This window comes from Marinobacterium lutimaris (assembly GCF_900108065.1).
Lineage (GTDB): Bacteria > Pseudomonadota > Gammaproteobacteria > Pseudomonadales > Balneatricaceae > Marinobacterium_D > Marinobacterium_D lutimaris.
Genome location: NZ_FNVQ01000005.1, coordinates 18,780 through 41,681, shown reverse-complemented (window position 1 = coordinate 41,681; position 22,902 = coordinate 18,780). Strand labels below are relative to the sequence as shown.

Genomic DNA, 22,902 nt, shown 5'->3' with positions numbered 1-22,902 from the left:
AGGCAGTGGTATGAATAAAGAGATTCTACTGGTTGCAGAAGCTGTTTCTAATGAGAAAGACGTTTCCAAGGCAGTCATTTTCGAGGCTATCGAAGTGGCGCTGGCGACGGCTACCAAGAAACGCTATGACGAAGAGGCTGATATCCGTGTCGTGATCGACCGCACAAGTGGCGATTACGAAACCTTCCGTCGCTGGCTGGTTGTCAGTAACGAAGAGGTTCCAGCACTGGGTACCGAGCTGACTCTGGAAGAAGCACTGGAGATCGATCCCAACCTCAAGCCGGGTGATACCTGGGAAGAGGAAGTGGAATCGGTCAAGTTCGGCCGCATCGCTGCGCAGACCGCCAAACAGGTGATCGTGCAGAAGGTTCGCGAAGCTGAACGCGCAAAGGTTGTCGAGCTGTATCGTGACCGCCAGGGCGAGCTGATCGCGGGTACTGTCAAGAAGGTGACACGCGACAACATTATCGTCGATCTGGGTAACAACGCTGAAGCGCTGCTGCCGCGTGAACACCTGATCCCGCGTGAAAGCTTCCGCATGGGTGACCGCGTGCGCGCCGTGCTGCAGGAAGTTCGCGCCGAAGGTCGTGGCCCGCAGCTGATTCTGAGCCGCACCTCAGCGGAAATGCTGATCGAACTGTTCCGCATTGAAGTGCCTGAGATCTCCGAAGAGGTGATCGAGATCCGCGCTGCTGCACGTGATCCGGGTGCTCGTGCCAAGATCGCTGTAAAAACCAACGACGGCCGTATCGATCCGATCGGTGCCTGTGTTGGTATGCGTGGTTCACGTGTCCAGGCAGTATCCAACGAGCTCGGTGGCGAGCGCGTTGATATCGTGCTTTGGGACGACAACCCCGCTCAGCTCGTGATCAACGCTATGGCGCCGGCTGAAGTGGCGTCGATCGTGATCGACGAAGATTCCCACGCTATGGACGTGGCGGTGGCTGAGGAAGCTCTGGCCATGGCTATCGGGCGCAGCGGACAGAACGTTCGTCTGGCTTCCGAGCTGACCGGCTGGGAGCTGAACGTGATGAGCGAAGAGGACGCTGCCGAGAAACAGCAGTCCGAAATCGGCTCCATCATCGACCTGTTTATCAAACATCTGGATGCCGACGAAGAGCTGGCCCAGGTGCTGGTAGAAGAAGGCTTCACCTCACTGGAAGAGGTGGCCTACGTGCCTGTGGACGAAATGCTCGAGATCGAGGGTTTCGACGAGGACATCGTAGAGGCTCTGCGGACCCGCGCCAAAGATGCGCTGCTGAACCTGGCGATTGCCAGCGAAGAGCAGCTTGGCGATGCGGAGCCCGCCGAGGACCTGCTGAACATGGATGGTATGGAAAAACATCTGGCGTACCTGCTTGCGGCCAAGGGCATCATTACGATGGAAGACCTGGCGGAACAGGGCGTTGAAGATCTGCTCGATATCGAGGGGCTGGATGAAGCCAAAGCGGCAGAATTGATTATGACTGCGCGCGCCCCCTGGTTCGCAGAGCAACAGTAACCCAACGGGGAGGAGAGACCATTTATGGCAGAAGTAACAGTTAAGCAGCTTGCCGATGTGGTTGGTGTACCCGTTGAGCGTTTGCTGAAGCAGATGCAGGAAGCGGGCATTGATAAAAAGAACGACGGATCGGTTGTATCAGAAAACGAACGTCAGACTTTGCTGACCTATCTCAAGCGCAGCCACGGCGATGACGCCGAGTCTGGCGAGCCGAAGAAGATCACGCTCAAGCGTAAGACCACTTCTCAGCTGAAAGTGGCCGGTGCATCGGGCAAGCGTAAGACGGTCAACATCGAGGTTCGTAAGAAGCGTACCTACGTCAAGCGTACTGATCTCGAAGAGAGCAAACCGGAAGAAGTAGCCGATGAAGCTGCGGTTGTTGAGGCCGTTGCAGAAACAGCAGCAGTTGCTGAAGCGCCGGTACAGCCTGAAGTTACAACTGAAGTCGCAGCTGAAGCCGCACCAATCGCGGCGGAAGAGAAGCCCGCAGCTGCCGAAACTGCCTCAGCGGAAGCTCCGCAGGCACGTGAAGAAGTTAAGCCGGAGCCTCAGGCTGCAGCGCCCAAAGCGGCAGAACCTGCTGCACAGGAAGCACCGGCGGCGCCGAAGCGCGAAGACGCTCATCGTCGTAAAGACAAAGAGAAGTCCAAGGGCAAAAGTGCGCGCGGTGGCGGTGATGACCAGGCACGTCGCGGCAAGGGCCGTTTCGACGATGAAGGTCGCGGCGCTCGTCGTCCTGCCAAGGGTGGCAAGCGTGGCTCCCGTGGTCGTGCTCAGCCGAACCAGCATGGTTTCGAGAAGCCGACCGCACCTGTAGTGCATGAAGTAAGCATCCCGGAAAGCATCACCGTTGCCGAACTGGCGAAGAAAATGTCCGTGAAAGCGGCCGAGGTGATCAAGGTGATGTTCAAGATGGGCGCCATGGCGACCATCAACCAGGTGATCGACCAGGATACGGCAATTCTTGTCGTTGAAGAGATGGGTCACGTGGCTAAGCCGATGCAGGAAAACGCTATCGAGGACGCGCTGATTGAGAGCCTCGAGGCGGTGCAGGGTGAGCAGACTCATCGTGCTCCTGTCGTCACCGTTATGGGTCACGTTGACCACGGTAAAACCTCTCTGCTCGACTACATCCGCCGCACCCGTGTTGCTGCTGGTGAGTCTGGTGGTATTACCCAGCATATCGGTGCCTACCACGTTGAAACCGACAACGGCATGGTCACCTTCCTGGATACCCCGGGACACGCGGCGTTTACCGCCATGCGTGCACGCGGTGCCCAGCTGACCGATATCGTTATCCTGGTAGTTGCCGCCGATGATGGCGTGATGCCGCAGACCGAAGAAGCGATCCAGCACGCCAAGGCTGCCGGTGTACCTCTGGTGGTTGCGGTCAACAAGATCGATAAGCCGGAAGCGGATCCTGATCGTGTACGCGGTGAGCTGGCTCAGCGTGACGTTATCTCCGAGGACTGGGGTGGCGACGTACAGTTCGCTCACGTATCAGCCAAGAGCGGTGAAGGCATCGACGACCTGCTGGACAAGGTCCTGCTGCAGGCAGAGCTGCTTGAACTGAAAGCGGTTTCCGATGCACCGGGTCAGGGTGTTGTGGTCGAATCCCGTCTCGATAAGGGACGCGGTCCGGTCTCCACCGTGCTGGTACAGAACGGTACCCTGAAGAAGGGCGATATCGTCCTGGCTGGTCTGCATTACGGTCGTGTTCGTGCGATGCTGGATGAAGCCGGCAAGCAGACTGAAGATGCTGGCCCGTCTATCCCGGTTGAGATTCTGGGTCTGGATGGCACGCCGGATGCCGGTGACGAGTTCACCGTCGTTTCCAGCGAGAAGAAAGCCCGTGAAGTCGCACTGTTCCGTCAGGGCAAGTTCCGCGAAGTGAAGCTGGCACGCCAGCAGAAAGCGAAGCTGGAAAACCTGTTCGACAACATGCAGGCCGGCGAAGTGAAGAGCCTGAACATCGTCCTCAAGGCCGACGTTCGTGGTTCACTGGAAGCACTCAACCAGTCACTGCAGGAGCTGTCCACCGACGAAGTGAAGGTGACTATCGTCTCCAGCGGTGTGGGTGGTATCGGTGAAACCGACGCCAACCTGGCGCTGGCATCGTCTGCAATCCTGATCGGCTTTAACGTCCGTGCGGATGCCCAGGCTCGTGCTATCGTTGAGCGTGAAGAGCTGGAACTGCGTTACTACAGTGTTATCTACGACATCATCGATGACGTGAAACAGGCGATGACAGGTCTGCTGTCGCCGGAGTATCGCGAAGAGATCGTGGGTATCGCCGAGGTACGCGACGTGTTCCGTTCACCGAAGCTGGGCGCTATCGCTGGCTGTATGGTGACCGAAGGCACGGTATTCCGTAACAAGCGCATCCGCGTACTGCGTGAAAACGTGGTGATCTACGAGGGTGAGCTGGAGTCTCTGCGCCGCTTCAAGGACGCTGTCCAGGAAGTGCGTCAGGGTATGGAGTGCGGTATCGGCGTCAAGAACTACAATGACGTCAAGGTCGGCGACCAGATCGAAGTCTACGACACCGTTGAAGTACAGCGTACCCTCTAAGACTCTATTACCTGAGGTAGAACAAAAAGCCCTATGGCAAGAGAGTTTAAACGTACCGACCGTGTAGGCGACCAGATCCAGCGTGATCTGGCCGTCCTGATCCAGCGCGAGATCAAGGATCCGCGCCTGGGCATGGTCACCATCAGCCATGCGAAGGTCAGCAAGGACCTGAGCTACGCCGATATTTACATCACCGTTCTGGCGCTGGGCGATCAGGATGAGGTGGAAGCGATTGCAGCCTCTTTGAAGGTGCTGCGCAACGCCGCCGGATTCCTGCGCGCTCAACTGGCACGTGGTATCAAGCTGCGCGTGATGCCCGAGCTCCGCTTTCATTTCGATGAAAGCATCGAGCGCGGTCGTCGTCTGCACAGCCTGATCGAAGATGCCTATCGCAAGGAGAACGAGCGCAAGCCTGAATCGGATAACGAGGAGTAAGGCATGGCGCGCAAACCAAAAGGACGCCGCATCGACGGCGTTTTTTTGCTTGATAAGCCCGGTGGTCTCTCATCCAACGCCGTATTGCAGCGGGTGAAACGGATCTATGGCGCCGCCAAGGCGGGGCATACCGGCGCGCTGGACCCTCTGGCGACCGGCATGCTGCCGATCTGCCTGGGCGAGGCGACCAAGTTCTCCCAGTACCTGCTGGAATCGGACAAGCGATACCGCACGACTGCCAAGCTCGGTGTGCGTACCGACAGCAGTGATGCTGATGGTGCTGTGATCGAAACCAAGCCGGTTCCCGCTGATCTTTCGCGGGAGCAGGTCGAAGCGCTACTGGTGGAACACTTCAGCGGCGAGATCGAGCAGGTGCCGTCGATGTTCTCGGCGCTCAAGCACAACGGTCAGCCGCTCTACAAGCTGGCACGTCAGGGCATCGAGGTTGAGGTCAAGCCGCGCAGGGTGACAATCCACGAGATCAAACTGCTTGATCTGCGTGAGGATGAGCTGGATCTGGAGGTTTATTGCTCCAAGGGAACCTACATCCGCAGCATTGTCGAAGACCTGGGGCATATGCTCGGTTGTGGCGCCCATGTGAGTGTGTTGCGCCGCCTGGATACCGGTCCCTACCAGGAGCCGATGATGATGCCGCTGGAGCAGCTTCAGGCACTGGCAGAAATGCGCGAAGGTGATGATGCTGAGTGCATACAAGGGCGTCTGGATCAGTTATTATTGCCGCCCTGGACAGCCATCGCATCTTTGCCGGCTCTTGAGCTGAGCGAAACCCAGGCGAAGCGGCTGCAATGCGGACAGGGTTGCGCGGATTATTTCGAGCAGCGCGGCGAAGTCCGACTGTTTATAGCCGGCACCGAGACCTTTATCGGTGTAGGCGAGGTAGCGGATACCGGTATTCTCAAGCCCAAGCGGCTGATGAGTACCGCACCGGATACCGAATAAGTATTTCTCCGGGTACCGGAGTTATCGACGCTGTACTGAAAATATGCTCGGTGCAGCGCGTCTTTGAACCAGCGGCGGACTATTCGCCGTGTGCATATTTATAAGGAGCTGAACATGTCTCTGAGCGTTGAACAGAAAGCACAGATCGTTGCTGATTACGGCCGTGGCGAAGGCGATACCGGTTCTCCGGAAGTGCAGGTTGCACTGCTGACCGCCAACATCACTGGTCTGCAGGATCACTTCAAATCTCACAAGCAGGACCACCACTCCCGTCGTGGTCTGATTCGGATGGTTAACCAGCGTCGTAAGCTGCTGGACTACCTGAAGAAGAAAGATGCTGACCGTTACCTCGAGCTGATCGGGCGTCTGGGTCTGCGTCGCTAAGAGTAAACTCGAAGGCCATACAACTGTATGGCCTTCGTTTTATCTGCTGTTCGGTCATTTGGCCGGCAGTGCTGTAAAAGGGCAGGCCGAGCGGTGAGCTCAATCATCAAGCCCGTACTCAATTGTTCATCCCAAGGCGTTAAAACCGGGGTGTACAACTGAGTACAGGCTTCAAAGATGGCATGATTGATCACCCTGCGGTTGCCCTCCCCTCAAATAAGTTAGGAGTAAACCGTGCAAGCGATTACCAAGACATTCCAGTATGGCAAGCACAGCGTAACCCTCGAAACCGGCAAGGTTGCCCGTCAGGCGACCGGTGCTGTGATGGTTACCATGGGTGGTGTTCAGGTTCTCTGTACCGTTGTCGGTGCGAAAGAGATGAAAGAGGGCCAGGACTTCTTCCCGCTGTCCGTGCACTACCAGGAAAAATACTACTCCGTCGGTCGTATCCCCGGTGGTTTCTTCAAGCGTGAAGCGCGTCCTTCCGAAAAGGAAACTCTGACTTCACGTCTGATCGACCGTCCGATCCGTCCGCTGTTCCCGAAAGGCTTCATGAACGAAGTCCAGGTCGTTTGTACCGTTATGTCTGCGGACAAGGTTAACGATCCGGATATCGCTGCGATGATTGGTACCTCTGCCGCTCTGGCTATCTCCGGTCTGCCGTTCCTGGGCCCCATCGGTGGCGCCCGCGTTGGCTTCACCGAAGACGCTGGTTACATCCTGAACCCGACTTACGAAGAACTCGCTACCTCCGAGCTGGACATGGTGGTTGCCGGTACTTCCGAAGCGGTGCTGATGGTTGAATCCGAAGCCAAAGAACTGACCGAAGACGAAATGCTGGGCGCTGTTCTGTTCGCGCACCAGGAGATGCAGGTTGTCGTTTGTGCGATCAACGAACTGGTTGCTGAAGCTGGCAAGCCGAAGTGGGAATGGGCTCCGGCTGCCAAGAACGAAGCGCTGATCGCACAGGTTCGCGAGCAGGCTGCTGCAGGCATCGAAGCTGCTTACCAGGTGGCTGACAAGATGCAGCGTCAGAACGCGCTGAGCGATCTGCGTGGTCAGGTCGTTGAAGCCCTGTCTGGTGAAGAAGGTCCGAGCGGCAAAGAAGTTGCCGGCATCTTCAGCTCACTGGAAAAAGAGATCGTACGTAACCGTATCATCGATGGTCAGCCGCGTATCGACGGTCGTGACACCAAGACTGTACGTCCGATCAGCGTTGAGATCGACCTGCTCAAAGGCGTTCACGGTTCTGCCCTGTTCACCCGTGGTGAAACTCAGGCGATCGCTACTTGTACCCTGGGTACCAGCCGTGATCAGCAGATCATTGACGCCCTGGAAGGCGAGCGCAAAGACCCGTTCATGCTGCACTACAACTTCCCTCCGTACTCCGTTGGTGAAGCTGGCCGTATGGGTGGCGCAGGCCGTCGTGAGATCGGTCACGGTCGTCTGGCCCGTCGCGGTGTTGCTGCTGTACTGCCGACCCAGGAAGAGTTCCCGTACACCATCCGTATCGTCTCCGAGATCACTGAATCCAACGGTTCCAGCTCCATGGCTTCTGTCTGTGGTGCTTCCCTGTCCATGATGGACGCGGGTGTTCCGCTGAAGGCGCCGGTTGCCGGTATCGCCATGGGTCTGGTGAAAGAGAATGATCGTTTTGCCGTACTGACCGACATCCTCGGTGATGAAGATCACCTCGGCGACATGGACTTCAAGGTAGCCGGTACCGAAGCGGGCGTTACCGCCCTGCAGATGGATATCAAGATCACCGGTATCACCGAAGAGATCATGGAAATCGCCCTGGAGCAGGCGCACGAAGCGCGTAAGCACATCCTCAAAGAGATGGCTCTGGTTATCGGTTACGCGCGTCCGGAACTGCCGGATAACGCTCCTGCAATGCAGCTGGTTAAGATCAACCCGGAGAAGATCCGTGACCTGATCGGCAAGGGCGGCGCCACCATCCGTGCGCTGACCGAAGAAACCGGCGCCATGATCGACATCGAAGATGACGGCACCGTTCGCATCTACGCTGATGACAAGGCCAAGGGCAAGGCTGCCTACGACCGCGTTATGGCGATCACCGCTGAAGCGGAAGTTGGCAAGATCTACGAAGGTAAGGTTGTCCGTATCGAAGACTTCGGTGCGTTCGTTAACATCCTGCCGGGCAAAGACGGTCTGGTTCACATCTCCCAGATCGCCAAAGAGCGCGTCAACAAGGTTACCGACTTTGTGAACATGGACGACGTGGTTAAAGTGAAGGTACTGGACGTGGATGTTCGCGGCCGTATCAAGCTTTCCATGAAGGACATGGAAGAGGACGAATCAGTTTCCAACTGAGTTCTCTAGCCTGGTCATGAAAAAGCCCTCTTCGTGAGGGCTTTTTTACGTCTGTGATTTGGTGCTGTGGCAGCAGTGCCTCGCCGCGATCGACCGCGACGTGTGGGATAACCCTCGTGCGGGTTTCGATCGGCGCGAGGTTTTATGCCCTTTGGGTACGCGCCTCCTAGAGGGCCCCGTCGCGCTTTTCTTCCCGGATTACGCAGTAGATACGGAAACCGTAGATGGTCACCAACACGCCGAGAAAATCGATGATGGCGCCGGCCAGGGTGCTGAGTATCAGCTGATCGAACAGCGCCTGGGTGATCAATACGTTGGCCAGGAACAGCAGGCCCATCAGCAGGGCCAGACCCTGCAATAGCAGCCAGAAATAGTCTGAGGTGCTGTCCCAGCTGCTGCGCATCGCCGCTACCGGAGATTTACGTTCAAGCACGCAGGCGTAGTCGGCCACAGCGAAACGCACCCCGAAGTAGACCCCTGGCACCACCAGCAGCATAAGCCCCAGGGAGATCGCCAGCAGGTTCAGCACGTAGGTCAGCAGCAGTCGGCCCCAACTGCTCAGGGCGCTGAGGATGGCGGTCAGCGGGTGTACCGGGGCGTCGTCGATAACTGACTGAAGATAGATGATCGTGCCGCCCAGGTAGAGCGGCAGCAGCAGGATGCGCGTCAGCGATGCCAGCGCAGCATTCATCTGTACTTCCGGGTCAGCGGCGTCGCTGAGGTCACCCAGCAGGGCGTAGTTCGCCAGGGCGATAATCAGCAGGAAGGGCAGCTGGATTGCTGCCAGCGACAGAAGGTGCTGACGAAAAAAGAACAGCGTCTGACGCAAGTAATCGAAAGCCATAACTCTCCAGGTCTAGAGGTGCTAGTCATGAGAAACCCTGGTTTTAGCCTTTAGGTTTACTCAGTTGTATCAGTTTGAAGTGACCATTATCTGCATGGCAGTGAATCTGCGCAAACAAACCCTGCGCCTTGCGCTCCAGCGGGATATGCAGGTTGACCACGAAGCAGGCGGTGCCATTCGGAGTCAGCAGTCGTTGGGTCTGCTGCAGAAAACGGTCGGTCAGATCGCCCTCGACACCGAAGCCGGCATGGAAGGGCGGGTTGCATAGAATCGTATCGAAGCGCTGCTGCAGCGTATCTCCAGCATCGCTGGCCACGACCTGCGCATGGGTGTAACCCCTCGCCTCCAGGTTGGCCCGGCAGGCAATCAGCGCCGCAGCGTTGTTATCGGTGCAGGTCAGTTCGGCTGAGATTGCACAGGCGTTCAGCGCTAGATAACCGAAGCCGCAGCCCAGGTCGAGAATCGAGCCTTCCACCGGCAGCGGACGGTCCAGCATTTCGGCCAGGTTTTCGACCAGGAAGGCGCTGCCTCTGTCGATCTTGTTCCAGCCAAAAAGGCCGGGCTTGCTGAGGTACTGACCGGCGTCTTTCAGATCAAGTTCCCGCATTTGGGCGTAGTTCTGGTCATCCAGAGGTGCGTCGGCGGGTTGGGCAACGCTCAGTTCGCAGCGCCAGACGCTGCCCTGCTTCTGCTCGGCCTTGGCGCCGCCGAGGCGTTGCTGCGCCTTGCGGGCGTAAGTTTTTATCCCTTCGCCCTTATCGCCGATCAGGATCAGTTTGCCGTTGGGGCCAAGCAGCCGTGCCGCTTCATTGATCAGGTGGTGGACGACCGCCTTCTCCTTGGAGACGCGGTAGATGATCTGTTCAATGCTGGCATCGGGTAATTTGCCGAGATCGAAATCTGAAAGCTCTGCGTTCCAGCCCTGTTCGCGCATGGCGCGGATCAGGTCGAAGCGGTTACCGACCACCTGAGTCCCCGTCTGAGGCGCAAGCAGCTGAGGTGGAATATTCTCATCCACTATCCACAGGCGCCGTTCAGCTGGCTGGCGTAGCTCGTTAACGAGCAGGTTAAGCGCGGTATCTGTCATGCTTAGAGGCTGTTGATCTCGTCTTCGGTAAGGTGACGGTATTCCCCCGGGAACAGGTCGTCATCCAGCACAATCTCGCCAACGCTTTCGCGGTGCAGCTCTACCACTCTGTTCCCCAGGGCTGCGAACATCCGCTTCACCTGGTGATAGCGGCCTTCGTGAATGACCACCCGCGCCTCGTTGTCACTGAGAAGGGTCAGTTCCGCGGGTTTAGTGGGGAAGCGTTCGCTGTCGAGCTTGATCCCCTTAGCGAACTTATCCACAGCATCGGCAGGGATAGGATCGGCGGTGGTGACCAGGTAAACCTTGTGTGTCTTGTGCCGGGGCGAGGTGGCGCGATGCGCCCACTTGCCGTCGTCGGTGATCAGCACCAGGCCCGTGGCATCGATATCCAGACGCCCGGCGATGGTCATCTCTTCGGCGCGGGGCAGTTCGATCAGTGCCAGCACCGTGGGGTGGGTTGGATCATCGTTGGCACAGACCACGCCATCAGGCTTGTTCATCATCAGGTAGCGTGGCTCGGGGCGCTCCATGGGCCGGTCGTTGAGACTCACCTCGTCACCCTCTTTGATATGGCGTGCAGGGTTACGTTCTGGCTCGCCATTGACGCTGACTTCGTCGGCGTGGAGCAGGCGTTTCACCTCTTTACGGGAGAGCCCGGAGGATTTGGCCAAGTATTTATCGAGTCGCATAGGAATCCGGCAGTTTGAAAAGCGCCTAGTATAACAAGAGAGTGCAGGATTCCTTATCCTGACCGCTTCGATAGGTTAAAATATGCGCCCCCTGAATCCTGCGAGGCCTATTGTGAAGCTGTTTGTTGAAAACCTGACCCATGTTGATTTTTCCTACCTGGATGCGCAGCGCGGTCTGCTGGGCGAGTCCTGGAAGGTCAACCTGATCCTTGACGGTTCGCTGGATGATCAGGGGATGATCTGCGACTTCGGTGTGGTCAAAAAACGGGTCAAGCAGTGGCTGGATGACTTTGTCGATCACTGCCTCGTAGTTGCCGAAGAGATGCCTGGGCTTGAGGTTTGCCGCCAGCAAGAGCGCACCGAGCTGAGCTGGACCTATCCAGATGGTGGCGAGCTGCGTTGCAGCGCCCCCAAGCAGGCGATTGCGGTGGTCCCCGGCGCGGCGGTAACGCCAACAGAGCTGGCCGACTGGTGCCGCCAGCAGCTGCTGGCACTGTTCCCCGAGCAGGTTCAGGGCGTTGAGCTTGAATTTATCGCCGAGCAGATCGACGGCGCTTACTACCATTACAGCCACGGCCTGCAGAAGCACGCGGGTAACTGCCAGCGTATCGCCCACGGGCATCGCTCACGTATCCAACTGCTGCGTAATGGTCAGCGTGACGCGGCGCTGGAAGCGGTCTGGGCGGAGAAATTTCGCGATATCTATATCGGAACCCGGGAGCATCTGCAGGCTGAAGGTGCTATCCATCACTACGTCTATGATGCGCCCCAGGGCCATTTCGAACTCAGCCTGCCATCGCGCTGCTGCTACGATATCGATACCGAGTCGACGGTTGAGCTGATAGCCGATCATCTCGCCAAGCAGATCAAGGCGGCCTGTCCGCAAGATCGGATCGAAGTGCGGGCGTTTGAGGGGATCGGCAAGGGTGCTGTAGCCACCGCCTGATAGGGGTAGGAAAGAATAAAAAACGGGCAGCTTGAGGGCTGCCCGTTTTTTATTGCCTGGACGCGAGGGTTCAGTCGCGCTCGATCGCCAGCGCGGTGCCCATGCCGCCGCCGATACAGAGAGTAGCAAGGCCTTTTTTGGCGTCGCGCTTGATCATCTCGTGTACCAGGGAAACCAGGATACGGCAGCCGGAGGCGCCGATCGGGTGGCCCAGTGCAATGGCGCCGCCATTAACGTTGACCATATCGGTGTTCCAGCCCAGGTCCTTGTTAACCGACATCGCCTGAGCCGCGAAGGCTTCGTTGGCTTCTACCAGCTCCAGCTCATCGATGCCCCAGCCGGCTTTTTCCAGGGCCTTGGTGGTAGCGCAGATCGGGCCTGTACCCATGATCGCAGGATCCACACCAGCAGAGGCGTACGCCTTGATACGCGCTAGAACGGGCAGACCCAGCTCGGCAGCCTTTTCGGCGGAGCAGAGGATAACCGCAGCGGCGCCGTCGTTGATGGTGGAGCTGTTACCGGCGGTGACGCTGCCGTCTTTCTTGAATGCCGGACGCAGTTTGGCAAGTGCTTCTACGGTGCAGCCGAAACGCGGCTGTTCGTCGGTGTCGAAAACGACCGGATCGCCCTTACGCTGCGGGATGCTCACCGGGATGATCTCGTCCTTAAAACGACCTGAGCTGACAGCGGCTTCTGCCTTGTTCTGGGAGGCGGTGGCAAAGGCGTCCTGCTCTTCACGAGTAAAGCCGTATTTCTCGACGATGTTCTCGGTAGTGATACCCATGTGGTAGTCGTTGAACGCGTCCCAGAGGCCGTCCGTGATCATCGAGTCGATCATCTTCCAGTCACCCATGCGGGCGCCGTTACGGGAGTTGGGAAGCAGATGCGGAGACTGGGACATGTTTTCCTGGCCGCCAGCGATGATCACATCGGCGTCGCCGCAGCGGATCGCCTGGGTGGCCAGCTGCAGTGCTTTGAGGCCAGAGCCGCAGACCTTGTTGATGGTCATGGCGGGAGTTTCCTGATCCAGGCCGCCGTTGAGGCTGGCCTGGCGCGCCGGGTTCTGGCCGCAGCCAGCGGTGAGTACCTGGCCGAGAATAACTTCATCTACAGCGGCCGGTGAAAGGCCGGTTTTTTCCAGCAGTCCTTTGATAACGGTAGCACCGAGATCGGATGCCTTAACTGAAGCGAGTGAACCATTGAATGTACCAACAGCCGTACGACCGGCCGCCACGATAACAACGTCGCGCATAGGTATGTGCCTCTCTAACTCGTTCTAGTTGTGGTGTTTCTTCTGCGATCCATGCTAGCGCGGTCAGATGACCGGTTAATGGCATGAGTGGCGGAATTGAGCTATGGGCGGCCTGTGTAAACAAGCGTTCGTTTCACAGGCCTTGCTGTTCGAGTCTGCGTTAAGGCTTTACAGGGTGTCAAGCGGGCGGTGGCACAGAGGGGAATGATGCAGAGACAACACGGGGCTTTCCTGATAAAGGTCAGCCCCGTGCGGTTTGATCAGAGGCTGACTTCGATATTGTCGATCAGGCGTGCGGCGCCGAGGTATGCAGCGGCGATAATCACCAGCTCACGATCATCGGCGTTGGCTGCCAGCATATCGCTGCGGCGCAGGATATGGATGTAGTCACGCATGAAGCCGGCTTTTTCCAGGTCGTTCTGTGCCTGCTCGATCAGGGCAGGGTAGTCAGAGGCGCCTTCCTCCAGCGCCCTGGCAAGCGTCTTCAGGGTGGCGTAAAGCGCGGGGGCGATCGCCAGCTCTTCGGCGGTCAGGTAGCCGTTGCGTGAACTCAGGGCCAGGCCGCTGTCGGCACGTTCGGTACCCACGCCGATCAGGCTTACCGGCATCGACAGGTCCTCAACCATGCGGTTGATAACGTGCAGCTGCTGGTAATCCTTGCGACCGAAAACGGCCACATCGGGCTGGATCAGATTGAACAGTTTGTTCACGATGGTGGTGACACCGCGGAAGTGACCCGGCCGGGTAGAGCCGCAGTACAGGTCGGAGATGCCTGGTACTTCCACGAAGCTCTGACCATCGCGACCCTGGGGGTAGATCTCCTGTTCTTGCGGGGCGAACAGCAGGTCGCAGCCGAAGGCCTGCAGTTGTTCCTGATCCTGTTCCAGGGTGCGCGGGTAACGCTCCAGATCTTCCGTAGGGCCAAACTGCAGTGGATTGACGAAGATCGATGCGACGACGAAATCCGCATTCTTTACCGCGGACTCGACCAGGCGCAGGTGCCCCTGGTGCAGGTTGCCCATGGTGGGCACCAGGCCGATACGTTTGCCGGCGCGGCGTTCCGCCTGAAGGCGTTCACGCAGCTCCTTGATGGAGGTAACTGTCTGCATCTGTTATTCGAATCCGTGTTCGCTGGCAGGGAAGCTGCCGTTTTTGACCTGTTCGGCATACAGCGCGAAAGCGCCCTGAATACTGCCGCCTTCCGCTAAAAAGTTTTTTACGAAGCGGGGTGTGCGCCCCGGTGTGATGCCAAGAATATCGTGCATCACCAGCACCTGCGCATCGGTATGCGGGCCAGCGCCGATACCGATCACAGGGATGCCTGCGTTGGCGGTGATCTCCTGCGCCAGTACCGTGGGTACACACTCCAGCAGCAGCATGCTGGCGCCGGCTTCTTCCAGCCTGCGGGCATCTTCGATCATCTCCAGTGCCGACTCGCGGGTGCGGCCCTGAACGCGGTAGCCGCCCAGCTTGTTGATTGTCTGCGGGGTCAGGCCCATGTGCGCGCAGACAGGAACGCCGCGCTCAGCCAGCATGCTGGTGGCTTCGCACAGCCAGCGACCGCCCTCAAGCTTGAGGATATGGGCTCCGGCGCGCATCAGCTCGGCACCGCTTTGCATCGCCTGTTCAGGAGTTGCGTAACTCATGAACGGCAGGTCGGCCATAATCATGGCGCCCTGGTTGCCACGGGCTACCGCCTCGGTGTGATAGACCATCTCTTCGAGGGATACCGGCAAGGTGCTGTCCCGCCCCTGAAGCACCATGCCCAGGGAGTCGCCGACCAGAATCATCTCTATTCCGGCGGAGCTCACCTGGTGGGCGAACGTCGCATCATAGGCAGTCAGCACAGCGAATTTTTCGCCTGCTGCTTTACGTGCGGCGAGGGTATGCAGGGTGATGTTACTCATAGCGCTCTCGACCTTATATGTTGTCTTTTAGTGTCTGTCGCGTCGTGAAAAGGGCGGATTATAGCCCTATCTTTTCGAGTGTGCCCATCGGGCAAAGGGATAATAGCTTAGACAGGGGCGTTCCATCCGGCAGGATCAGCGAGGGGGCGATCTCTGCCAGCGGCCAGAGGACGAAGCCTCTTTCCCGCATGAATCTGTGCGGCACGACCAGGCGCTCGCTTTCGATCTGCTGCTCTGCGTAGAGCAGGATATCCAGGTCCAGTGTACGCGGGCCCCAATGGCGCTCGCGTACGCGCCGATGTGCCTGTTCAATCGCCTGTAACTCGTCAAGCAGCGCCTCTGGGGCAAGCCGGGTGTTCAGTTCGGCCACCGCATTGACGAAGTCGGGCTGGTCCTGTGGGCCGACCGGGTCGGAGCGGTACAGCGAGGAGGCGGCAAACAGCTCGGTATCCGGCAGGCTGGTCAGCTGCTCCAGCGCGGTACGAACCTGTGCCTGTGGGTCCTCGAGGTTGCTGCCCAGGCCGATGTAACAGCGGATCGAATCAGTCATCGCTTTGCGGCTTGCGAGGTTTACAGCGACGACGGCGTTTGCGCGGTGCGCGTTCGCTGTCATCGGCAGGCTTCTGCTGCAGTTCTGAACGCTGGTTCTCGTCGGCGTTCTGGTAGTCGGTCCACCACTGGCTCAGGCCGCCCAGATCTTCGCCACTGGTTTCGCGCAGCAGCAGCAGGTCGTAGGCCGCGCGGAAGCGCGGATGGGTAACCAGCTGATCGGCACGACGCTTGCGCGGCAGACGCTGCTGGAGTTCCCAGATTTCACGTACCGGTGCGGAGAAGCGGCGTGGAATAGCGGTTGAGCGAACCTGTTCGGAGAGTACTTCGTTGGCGGCCTGGTGCAGGCACTGCAGGGCGGGCTGGTCGCGCTCGTCCATCAGCTCCTGGAAGCGGCGCTGCATCGGGTACCAGAGCAGGGCGGCAAACAGGAAGGCCGGGGTAACACTCTTGCCCTGGGCAAGACGGCGGTCGGTATTGCTCAGTGCGTTCTCGACCAGGGTTTCCACCGGATACTCTTCGGAGTCGAGCATCGCATCGGTCTGCGGGAACAGGGTGCGGAACAGGTCAAAGCGTTTCAGCTGACGCAGGGATGCTTCGCCGTGGCCGCTCTGCAGCAGTTTCAGGGCTTCGTCGAACAGGCGCGCCGGAGCAATGCGGGTCAGCATCGGGCCCAGTTTGTGAATCGGCTCGGCGGTGCCGGGCTCAATCTCGAAGCCCAGTTTGGCGGCAAAGCGGGCGGCGCGAAGCATGCGCACCGGGTCTTCGCGGTAACGGGTTTCCGGGTCGCCGATCATGCGGATCTGGCGTTTTTTGATATCGCGGTAGCCGTTGGCGAAGTCGAGAATGCTGTGGTCGGCGACGCTGTAATACAGGGCGTTGATGGTGAAGTCGCGGCGCAGGGCGTCCTCTTCTATCGTGCCGTAGACGTTGTCGCGCAGAATCATGCCGGATTCGGCCTGCTTGCCGTGTTCGCCGTTGTTATCTTCGCTGTCATGACCGGCGCGGAAGGTGGCGACCTCGATCAATTCGCGGCCAAAACGCACATGCAGCAGCTTGAAGCGGCGGCCGATCAGGCGTGAACGTCTGAACAGCTCCTCGCCCTGCTCCGGGTGGGCGGAGGTGGCGACGTCGAAGTCCTTGGGACTCTTGTTGAGCAGCAGGTCGCGAATGCAGCCGCCAACCAGGTAGGCTTCATAGCCCTCGTCCAGCAGACGGTAGACAACCTTCATCGCGTTGTCGTCGAGCTTCTGCCGCGCTATGCGGTGCTCATCTTCCGGGATGCTGAGACGCTGGCCCAGAGGCTGTTCTACGTCGGTCTGCCGGCCGCGCTCTTCAGTGGCGGAGCCGGAAGCGGGAACAGGTGTGCGCGCGATAGTGTAGCGCACGTAAATGAAGCCCAGCAGCGGGATAGCCACTACCAGCAACAGGATCAATAACGAAGTGAGCATCAGTGCAGGATCGCTGTGTGAATAAGGATCAATAATTCAAAAGGTGCCGCATCATAGCATTTCGGGGGACCAGGCTGTAGTCCACCATGCAGGGCGTTATACGAGAGGATAAGAGCTATCTAACCCAGTTCGGGTACAGAAAGGATAGAGTATGAAAATTCAATCGGAGGAAACAGAGTAGGTGGGGGGTGCTGACCACAAACTTGCCACCTCAGGCGTGCATCTTCGGTTTATTATTTTTATTACCGTCAATGACCGGGTAGTCAACTCTGTGATCAGCCAAGCCTCATTTTTATTTTTATTCGAGGCGGGACACCTTTCCGGAACGACTATTTTTATTTTTATTGATGTCGAACCTTCGCAGGTCGTCGTTGTTGTTGTTCTGATATGTATAGAGCAGAACTTGTGCCAGTTTTTTTAAGTTGTTGATTTATATTGATAAAAAATTTTTTCGCGGTGGCCTGTTACTAAGTGTTACCTTGGAAGTGTTACCGGCCGTCACGTTTTTTGCAGTGCGTCATGGGTAGATAGGTAACACTTTCTGAGGTGTTACCTTCATCCCTAAGTGTTACTTCTTCTGTTTACGTGGGATGCCCAGTTTCTGGCGTCTTTCCCACAGGCATTTACGGCTGACGCCGAGGGTGCGGGCCAGCTCTGTCTCGCTCATCTGTTCCTGGTTTTCCAGCACGAAGCGTTGGAAGTAGTCATCCAGCGACAGATCGGTGCGAGCGCGGCGGTTGCTGCCGCCGCCAGCGGAGGCAGAGGCTGCCAGTTCCACATTGCTCTGTTCGTAGTTGTTTTCCAGCGCGCTCAGCGACAGGTGATCGGTATCCAGACCCAGCAGCTCCGGTGTGATTTGTGCGCCGTCGGCCAGGATCACCGCGCGTTCAATGGCGTTTTCCAGTTCACGCACGTTACCGGGCCAGTGGTAACCGAGCATCACCTCGCGGGTAGCGGGGCTCAGTGACAGGGAGCCTGCATCGAGCTTGCGCGCCTGACTCTGCAGGAAGCGCTCCGCCAGCTCGATAATATCTTCGCCGCGCTCGCGCAGTGGCGGCATACGCAGTTCCATGACATAGAGACGGTAGTAAAGGTCTTCGCGGAAGTCGCCCACCTTGGCCAGGTTTTTCAGATCACGGTGGGTGGCGGCGATCAGACGGACATTGACTTTGCGCGGCTGAACGGCGCCGACGCGGCGGATCTCTCCCTCCTGCAGGAAGCGCAGCAGACGCGCCTGGGCTTCCAGCGGCAGCTCGCCGATTTCGTCGAGGAACAGGGTGCCGCCATCGGCGGATTCGATCAGGCCGCTGCGGGTCGCGTTGGCGCCGGTGAAAGCGCCCTTTTCATGACCGAAGAGTTCGGATTCGATCAGTGTATCGGGGATAGCGGCGCAGTTTACGCAGATCATCGCCTTGCCGGCGCGGTCGCTCTGCTCATGGATGGCGCGGGCAGCCAGTTCCTTGCCGGTACCGGATTCGCCGAGGATCAGTACCGTGGCATCGGTGCGCGCGACCTTGCTGATGCGCTTGAACAGCTCCTGCATCGGCTGGCAACGACCGATAATTTCGGTCTGGTTACTGGCCGCAGCGGTATCCTCAGGACGGCTTGGCTCGGGCGAGGCGCCGGTACGTTCCAGCACGCTGCGCACGGTTGCGAGCATCTCGTCATGGTCGAACGGCTTGGCGATATAGTCTACGGCGCCGAGCTTCATCGCATCGACAGCGGAACGCAGGCTGGCGTAGCTGGTCATTATCAGTACTGGCACCGGTCGTGCCAGCTCGATAAGATCGGTTCCGCTGGCGCCAGGCAGGCGCAGATCACTGATGATCAGATCAAAATCGGCCAGTTGAAACTGCTCTGTAGCCTCGGCGACCGAGGCGGCGTCGCTTACGTTATAGTCGTTTTTTTCGAGTAAGCGTTTGAGTGCTGAGCGGATGATTGATTCATCCTCAACAATCAGAATTCGGCTCATATGGCTGGGACCCTTGGTTCTCTCTTGCGGTACGGGTCAGGAAAGATTTCCGCTGTACCGGGGTAAGGTTATAACCACCTGAGTGCCATTATTCTGGTTCTTATTGGCGGGGCTGAAGAGTTCGATACTACCATAGTGTTCAGTAATAATATTGTAGACCAAAGATAGTCCCAGCCCCGTGCCTTTCCCTGGCTCCTTGGTGGTGAAGAAAGGCTCAAACAGGCGGTTCATATCCTGAGCTGAAATACCGCTGCCGTTGTCGGTAATCGTCAGCTTTATCCTGCTCTGCTCCTCTTTTGCATCGATCACAATCCGCCCGTCATCGGGAGATGCATCGCTGGCGTTGTTGAGCAGGTTGATAAACACCTGCAGCATCTGCTGCGGGTCTGCGGCGATCTGAAGCTCCGCGGGAACCCGGTTTTCAAACTGTTGCTGGCGCGTACGGCTGTCCAGTTGTACCAGACGTATGGAATCTGCCGCCAGATCGTGCAGAGAGGTGGGCAGGTGTTCGCCGCTGTTCTGCTGTCGCCCGGTGTGGGCAAAGCGCACCAGTGAACGCACGATGCGGCTGATACGGTCGGTCTGTTCGACGATCTGATCGCCGGTGGTGAGGATCTCCTGGTTATCCGTTTCCAGCTTCAGGTTCTGCGCCAGGCAGGCGATGCCGGTGACCGGGTTACCGATCTCGTGGGCGACGCCGGCGGCGAACTGGCCGATCGATGCAAGTCGCTCCTGGTGGGCCAGGTTTTTCGCGATCAGCTGGTATTCGGTTTCATCCTCGATCAACAGCACCATGCCGCCGCGGGCGGCGCTGTCCAGTGATGCCTTGTGCAGTGTGAACCAGCGTGGTCTGCCGTCGAGTTCCAGCTGCACTGCCGTCTTGTGGTAGCTGTCGCCGCTGGCAAAGTCGTTGAGTAGGTCACTCCAGGGTGCTGGCAGGGTCCAGAGTGGCGCACCGATGCAGCTCTCGTCGTCGACGCCGGTGTAGTGGGTCAGTTCGCTGTTCCAGAACTGGATACGCTGTTCGCTATCCAGGGTGCAGGCGCCGATCGGCAGGCGCTGCAGCGTCAGGCGGTGATAGCGGCGCAGTTGATCGAGTTCAGCGGCGAGGCCCGAAAGCTCGGCGTCATAGCGCTCAAGCTGATTTTCCAGCAAATGGATCTCGCGGGCGCGGAAGCCGCTGCTGGCCTGCAGCGACTGCGGATTCAGAATCGCCGTGGCTTCAACGGGGCCGAGCAGACCGGAGAGGTTGTATTCCAGCTGGCTGCGCAGGCGCAGCATGTCCAGCGGTCGCAGTTCACCGGCGGGAAGATTCAGCTCGGCGCGGGCGCGGTTGATCTCGCGGCGTGCGCTTTCCGTACCGACCCGGGGCTCAAGCTGCGCCTGAAGATCTTCCGCCTGGCCGGCGGCGGCGCTGGCACCCAGCGGCCGCTTCAGGCCGTTAAGTACGCAGGCGTTGGCGCTCTGGCGCTCGGCGTCGCTACCGGGGAATAGGATCGAACCGAGAATCATCAACCCCATGTTGAGCAGCAGTGAGAACAGTGTCACCAGGTGCCAGTTTTCGTCGTTGCCGCTGGGGATATCCAGCAGGAACATGTCGCGGTGTAGTGGCAGCGTCAGCGCGAACAGCCAGACACCAAGGCCGCCCGCGAGACCCAGCAGAAAACCGTTGCGGCTGGCGCCTGGCCAGTAAAGCGTTGCCAGCAGCCCGGGCAGGAACTGGACGAAGGCGATCAGGCCCAGGGAGCCGAGCTGGCGCAGGGAGAAACGCTCGCCGAAGAACACATAGAACAGGTAGCAGCTGAAGATCAGCAGCACGATCAGGAAACGGCGCAGCCACAAAAGCCAGGTGTAGAAACGGGTGTGCTCCGGCCGTTTCAGCAGCGGCAGCACCAGGTGGTTCTGCATCATCGAAGCTAGTGCCACGGCGGCCACGATCATCAGGCCGCTGGCGGCGGAGAGGCCACCGAGCAGGGCAACCAGTGTCAGCGCCGGATGATTCAGGGCGTTGCCGAGCATCAGCACCGAGAACTTGGCCTCGCCCGCCAGCCCGCCGCTGGCAAGGTTGGCCCAGTAGATCGGGGGGACGCAGATGGCGAGCAGCAGCAGTAGCAGCGGCACCACCCAGGTTGCTTTGTAGAGGCTCTCCGAAGAGACGTTTTCGGTGAACGCCAGATGGAACATATGCGGCATCACGACGACGGAGCCAGCAAAGGCCAGCACCATCACCTGCCAGTTATCCCGGCTCTCGGGATGCTGCATCTCCTCCAGCACCGAAGGCACCGCCTGCAACCAAGCAGCCAGCCCCCAGGGACCGTCGAAAACGCCGAAGAAGGCGAAGGCCGCCACTGTCAGCATGGCCGCGACCTTGATCAGCGACTGAATGGCGATCGCTGCAACCAGACCCGAATGACTGTTACGCAGCGAGGCATGACGGGCGCCGAACAGAATCGCGAACAGGGCGATCAGGGCACAGAAAACGGCGGCGATTTCGTGGCGGCCGATCCTGTCGTTGAGATAGTAGAGCGAGTCGGAGACCGCCTGAATCTGAATCGATATCAGCGGCAGGCTGGCGCAGAGCAGGGCCAGCGTCGTGAGGATACCGACCCGCCCGCTGCGAAACCTGAACGCAAACAGATCCGCCAAAGACGACAGCTGGTAGGTGCGGGTGATCCTCAGGATCGGCATCAGCAGTACTGGCGTCAGCATGAAGGTGGCGGCTGCACCGAGATACGGCGCCAGGTAGATATAACCGGATTCCGCCGCCATGCTGAAGTTGCCGTAGAAGGTCCAGGCGCTGGCATAGACGCCAAACGACAGCGCATGCACCATCGGGTGATGGATCAGTTTGCGCGGCAGACGGCCCTTCTCCGCCAGGTAAGCGGCGGTGAAAAGGCAGAGCAGGTAGCCAAAGCAGATCAGCAGCAGTTGGGGCAGTTCAAAGTTCATGGCGGTGCCACTGTTCGATCAGAAGAATCAAAATACACAGCCCGGCCCAGATCAGAAAGGGCTGGTACCAGGGGCCTTCGCTAAACAGCCAGAGGTCCAGTAGGCCTGGAGCCAGCAGAGCGACTATGAGCGACAGCAACAACAGCAGCCGGTGGGTATACATTCAGCCAGCCTCCGGTGCCAGGGTCAGGCCGCGCGGGACCTGGGCCATAGACCAGTGCTGTACCGCCCAGGCGAGTATCTCTGCGTGACTGCCGGTCTGGAGCTCGTCAGGTACTGGATGGCCGAGCAGGTTTAGAGCCCGCAGCAGTTGCCGGCGGATTTCGTCGCTGTCCAGCGAAAGGGGCTTGGCAAAGGTCTGTTTGCTGAGTTTCTGCCCCTCGGCGTTGGTCAGTACCGGGATATGTGCATAGCTTGGCTGGCGATAACCCAGGTGTTGCTGCAGTACCATCTGCCGTGGTGTTTCATCGATCAGATCGGCGCCTCGTACCACCTGGTCGATTCCCTGCTCCTGATCATCGATGATTACGGCGAGCTGGTAGGCGAAAAAACCGTCGCGACGGAAAATAACGAAATCGCCACGGCCGGGATCCGCTGGATAGACTCTTTCACCCTGAATACGGTCGTCGAAGCTGAGGGCTGTATCGGGATAGATCGCTCTTACCGACGTGGTCGCATCGCTGCTCGGGGGATGGCTACGGCAGTAACCATCGTAAGATTGCTGAGCGTGGCGCTGGGTCAACTGTTTGCGGCTGCACTGACAGTGGTAGGCGAGGCCGTCCCTGAGCAGTTGCTCCAGGGCTGAGTGATAGAGTGCGTGTCGCTGGCTCTGGTAGACGACTTCAGCGTCCCAGTGCAGGCCAAAGCGGTCGAGAGTTTTCAGGATAAGATCGCTGGCGCCGGGGACTTCACGGGGTGGGTCAAGGTCCTCGATACGGACCAGCCAGGTTCCGCCCTGTGCGCGAATATCCAGATAGCTGGCAAGGGCTGCCAGCAGGGAGCCAAAATGAAGAGGGCCGGTGGGCGAGGGAGCGAAACGTCCTGTGCAGCTCAAGGTTGCCGGTTCCT

The 22,902-nt window shown here is 58.7% G+C and carries 19 protein-coding genes; 7 read left to right on the top strand and 12 right to left on the bottom strand.

All coding sequences use genetic code 11. The annotated features are described in order from the left end of the window. Positions 1 to 10 precede the first annotated feature (10 nt). The 6 genes from nusA (at position 11) to pnp (ending at position 8,185) form a co-directional block, all read left to right on the top strand. Positions 11 to 1,501: a transcription termination factor NusA gene (gene nusA / locus C4S72_RS19570; protein WP_104004876.1), complete on the top strand. Its 1,491-nt coding sequence runs from the start codon at positions 11 to 13 to the stop codon at positions 1,499 to 1,501. A 24-nt stretch (positions 1,502 to 1,525) separates the two neighbouring features. After that, positions 1,526 to 4,072 (top strand): translation initiation factor IF-2, encoded by a 2,547-nt coding sequence (infB, locus tag C4S72_RS19565; protein ID WP_104004875.1) that lies wholly within the window; start codon positions 1,526 to 1,528, stop codon positions 4,070 to 4,072. 33 nt (positions 4,073 to 4,105) lie between these two features. Continuing rightward, positions 4,106 to 4,507, top strand: a complete 402-nt coding sequence (rbfA, locus tag C4S72_RS19560; RefSeq protein ID WP_104004874.1) for a 30S ribosome-binding factor RbfA — start codon at positions 4,106 to 4,108, stop codon at positions 4,505 to 4,507. A gap of 3 nt (positions 4,508 to 4,510) precedes the next feature. Then, positions 4,511 to 5,467 carry a tRNA pseudouridine(55) synthase TruB gene (gene truB / locus C4S72_RS19555; protein WP_104004873.1) on the top strand — a complete coding sequence of 319 codons (957 nt, stop codon included), beginning with the start codon at positions 4,511 to 4,513 and terminating at the stop codon, positions 5,465 to 5,467. A 114-nt stretch (positions 5,468 to 5,581) separates the two neighbouring features. After that, the gene (rpsO, locus tag C4S72_RS19550) at positions 5,582 to 5,851 is read left to right on the top strand and encodes a 30S ribosomal protein S15 (RefSeq protein ID WP_104004872.1); all 270 of its coding nucleotides are present in this window, start codon (positions 5,582 to 5,584) and stop codon (positions 5,849 to 5,851) included. A gap of 234 nt (positions 5,852 to 6,085) precedes the next feature. After that, positions 6,086 to 8,185: a polyribonucleotide nucleotidyltransferase gene (pnp, locus tag C4S72_RS19545; RefSeq protein WP_104004871.1), complete on the top strand. Its 2,100-nt coding sequence runs from the start codon at positions 6,086 to 6,088 to the stop codon at positions 8,183 to 8,185. A 166-nt stretch (positions 8,186 to 8,351) separates the two neighbouring features. On the opposite strand, the gene C4S72_RS19540 is transcribed toward pnp, so the two are convergent. Genes C4S72_RS19540 through rsuA form a run of 3 tightly spaced genes read right to left on the bottom strand, consistent with a single transcriptional unit; the run spans position 8,352 to position 10,808 of the window. Continuing rightward, positions 8,352 to 9,029, bottom strand: coding sequence for a YciC family protein (locus C4S72_RS19540; RefSeq protein ID WP_104004870.1), 678 nt, complete (start codon positions 9,027 to 9,029; stop codon positions 8,352 to 8,354). A gap of 43 nt (positions 9,030 to 9,072) precedes the next feature. Further along, positions 9,073 to 10,116, bottom strand: coding sequence for a class I SAM-dependent methyltransferase (locus C4S72_RS19535; RefSeq protein ID WP_104004869.1), 1,044 nt, complete (start codon positions 10,114 to 10,116; stop codon positions 9,073 to 9,075). A 2-nt stretch (positions 10,117 to 10,118) separates the two neighbouring features. Continuing rightward, positions 10,119 to 10,808 (bottom strand): 16S rRNA pseudouridine(516) synthase RsuA, encoded by a 690-nt coding sequence (rsuA, locus tag C4S72_RS19530; RefSeq protein WP_104004868.1) that lies wholly within the window; start codon positions 10,806 to 10,808, stop codon positions 10,119 to 10,121. A 112-nt stretch (positions 10,809 to 10,920) separates the two neighbouring features. Between rsuA and C4S72_RS19525 the strand changes: the two genes are divergently transcribed. Then, the gene (locus C4S72_RS19525; protein ID WP_104005234.1) at positions 10,921 to 11,754 is read left to right on the top strand and encodes a 6-carboxytetrahydropterin synthase; all 834 of its coding nucleotides are present in this window, start codon (positions 10,921 to 10,923) and stop codon (positions 11,752 to 11,754) included. A gap of 70 nt (positions 11,755 to 11,824) precedes the next feature. On the opposite strand, the gene C4S72_RS19520 is transcribed toward C4S72_RS19525, so the two are convergent. The 9 genes from C4S72_RS19520 to gluQRS all read right to left on the bottom strand — a co-directional run bounded on the left by C4S72_RS19520 (position 11,825) and on the right by gluQRS (position 22,888). Then, positions 11,825 to 13,006 carry an acetyl-CoA C-acetyltransferase gene (locus tag C4S72_RS19520; protein WP_104004867.1) on the bottom strand — a complete coding sequence of 394 codons (1,182 nt, stop codon included), beginning with the start codon at positions 13,004 to 13,006 and terminating at the stop codon, positions 11,825 to 11,827. A 260-nt stretch (positions 13,007 to 13,266) separates the two neighbouring features. Beyond that, entirely contained in the window at positions 13,267 to 14,115 is an 849-nt protein-coding gene (gene panC, locus C4S72_RS19515) for a pantoate--beta-alanine ligase (RefSeq protein WP_104004866.1), read from the bottom strand. A gap of 3 nt (positions 14,116 to 14,118) precedes the next feature. Beyond that, positions 14,119 to 14,913 carry a 3-methyl-2-oxobutanoate hydroxymethyltransferase gene (panB, locus tag C4S72_RS19510; protein ID WP_104004865.1) on the bottom strand — a complete coding sequence of 265 codons (795 nt, stop codon included), beginning with the start codon at positions 14,911 to 14,913 and terminating at the stop codon, positions 14,119 to 14,121. Positions 14,914 to 14,971: 58 nt separating this feature from the next. Beyond that, positions 14,972 to 15,463 (bottom strand): 2-amino-4-hydroxy-6-hydroxymethyldihydropteridine diphosphokinase, encoded by a 492-nt coding sequence (gene folK / locus C4S72_RS19505; RefSeq protein ID WP_104004864.1) that lies wholly within the window; start codon positions 15,461 to 15,463, stop codon positions 14,972 to 14,974. Beyond that, the gene (pcnB, locus tag C4S72_RS19500; RefSeq protein ID WP_104004863.1) at positions 15,456 to 16,913 is read right to left on the bottom strand and encodes a polynucleotide adenylyltransferase PcnB; all 1,458 of its coding nucleotides are present in this window, start codon (positions 16,911 to 16,913) and stop codon (positions 15,456 to 15,458) included. Before pcnB ends, folK begins: the two co-directional genes overlap by 8 nt. 568 nt (positions 16,914 to 17,481) lie before the next feature. After that, entirely contained in the window at positions 17,482 to 18,885 is a 1,404-nt protein-coding gene (locus tag C4S72_RS19490; protein WP_104004861.1) for a sigma-54-dependent transcriptional regulator, read from the bottom strand. 36 nt (positions 18,886 to 18,921) lie between these two features. Then, positions 18,922 to 21,834 carry an ATP-binding protein gene (locus C4S72_RS19485; protein WP_104004860.1) on the bottom strand — a complete coding sequence of 971 codons (2,913 nt, stop codon included), beginning with the start codon at positions 21,832 to 21,834 and terminating at the stop codon, positions 18,922 to 18,924. Beyond that, entirely contained in the window at positions 21,824 to 21,997 is a 174-nt protein-coding gene (locus tag C4S72_RS25945; protein WP_200826844.1) for a hypothetical protein, read from the bottom strand. Before C4S72_RS25945 ends, C4S72_RS19485 begins: the two co-directional genes overlap by 11 nt. Next, on the bottom strand, positions 21,998 to 22,888 hold the full coding sequence (gluQRS, locus tag C4S72_RS19480; RefSeq protein WP_104004859.1) for a tRNA glutamyl-Q(34) synthetase GluQRS: 891 nt from the start codon (positions 22,886 to 22,888) through the stop codon (positions 21,998 to 22,000). Positions 22,889 to 22,902: the final 14 nt, after the last annotated feature.

Excerpts from the sequence above, each read along its gene's own strand:
- C4S72_RS19485 (WP_104004860.1), bottom strand. The coding sequence starts at position 21,834 with ATGAACTTTGAACTGCCCCAACTGCTGCTGATCTGCTTTGGCTACCTG.
- rsuA (WP_104004868.1), bottom strand. The coding sequence starts at position 10,808 with ATGCGACTCGATAAATACTTGGCCAAATCCTCCGGGCTCTCCCGTAAA.
- rpsO (WP_104004872.1), top strand. The coding sequence starts at position 5,582 with ATGTCTCTGAGCGTTGAACAGAAAGCACAGATCGTTGCTGATTACGGC.
- C4S72_RS19535 (WP_104004869.1), bottom strand. The coding sequence starts at position 10,116 with ATGACAGATACCGCGCTTAACCTGCTCGTTAACGAGCTACGCCAGCCA.
- C4S72_RS19540 (WP_104004870.1), bottom strand. The coding sequence starts at position 9,029 with ATGGCTTTCGATTACTTGCGTCAGACGCTGTTCTTTTTTCGTCAGCAC.
- panB (WP_104004865.1), bottom strand. The coding sequence starts at position 14,913 with ATGAGTAACATCACCCTGCATACCCTCGCCGCACGTAAAGCAGCAGGC.
- C4S72_RS25945 (WP_200826844.1), bottom strand. The coding sequence starts at position 21,997 with ATGTATACCCACCGGCTGCTGTTGTTGCTGTCGCTCATAGTCGCTCTG.
- C4S72_RS19520 (WP_104004867.1), bottom strand. The coding sequence starts at position 13,006 with ATGCGCGACGTTGTTATCGTGGCGGCCGGTCGTACGGCTGTTGGTACA.
- pcnB (WP_104004863.1), bottom strand. The coding sequence starts at position 16,913 with ATGCTCACTTCGTTATTGATCCTGTTGCTGGTAGTGGCTATCCCGCTG.
- infB (WP_104004875.1), top strand. The coding sequence starts at position 1,526 with ATGGCAGAAGTAACAGTTAAGCAGCTTGCCGATGTGGTTGGTGTACCC.
- nusA (WP_104004876.1), top strand. The coding sequence starts at position 11 with ATGAATAAAGAGATTCTACTGGTTGCAGAAGCTGTTTCTAATGAGAAA.
- truB (WP_104004873.1), top strand. The coding sequence starts at position 4,511 with ATGGCGCGCAAACCAAAAGGACGCCGCATCGACGGCGTTTTTTTGCTT.
- folK (WP_104004864.1), bottom strand. The coding sequence starts at position 15,463 with ATGACTGATTCGATCCGCTGTTACATCGGCCTGGGCAGCAACCTCGAG.
- C4S72_RS19490 (WP_104004861.1), bottom strand. The coding sequence starts at position 18,885 with ATGAGCCGAATTCTGATTGTTGAGGATGAATCAATCATCCGCTCAGCA.
- rbfA (WP_104004874.1), top strand. The coding sequence starts at position 4,106 with ATGGCAAGAGAGTTTAAACGTACCGACCGTGTAGGCGACCAGATCCAG.
- panC (WP_104004866.1), bottom strand. The coding sequence starts at position 14,115 with ATGCAGACAGTTACCTCCATCAAGGAGCTGCGTGAACGCCTTCAGGCG.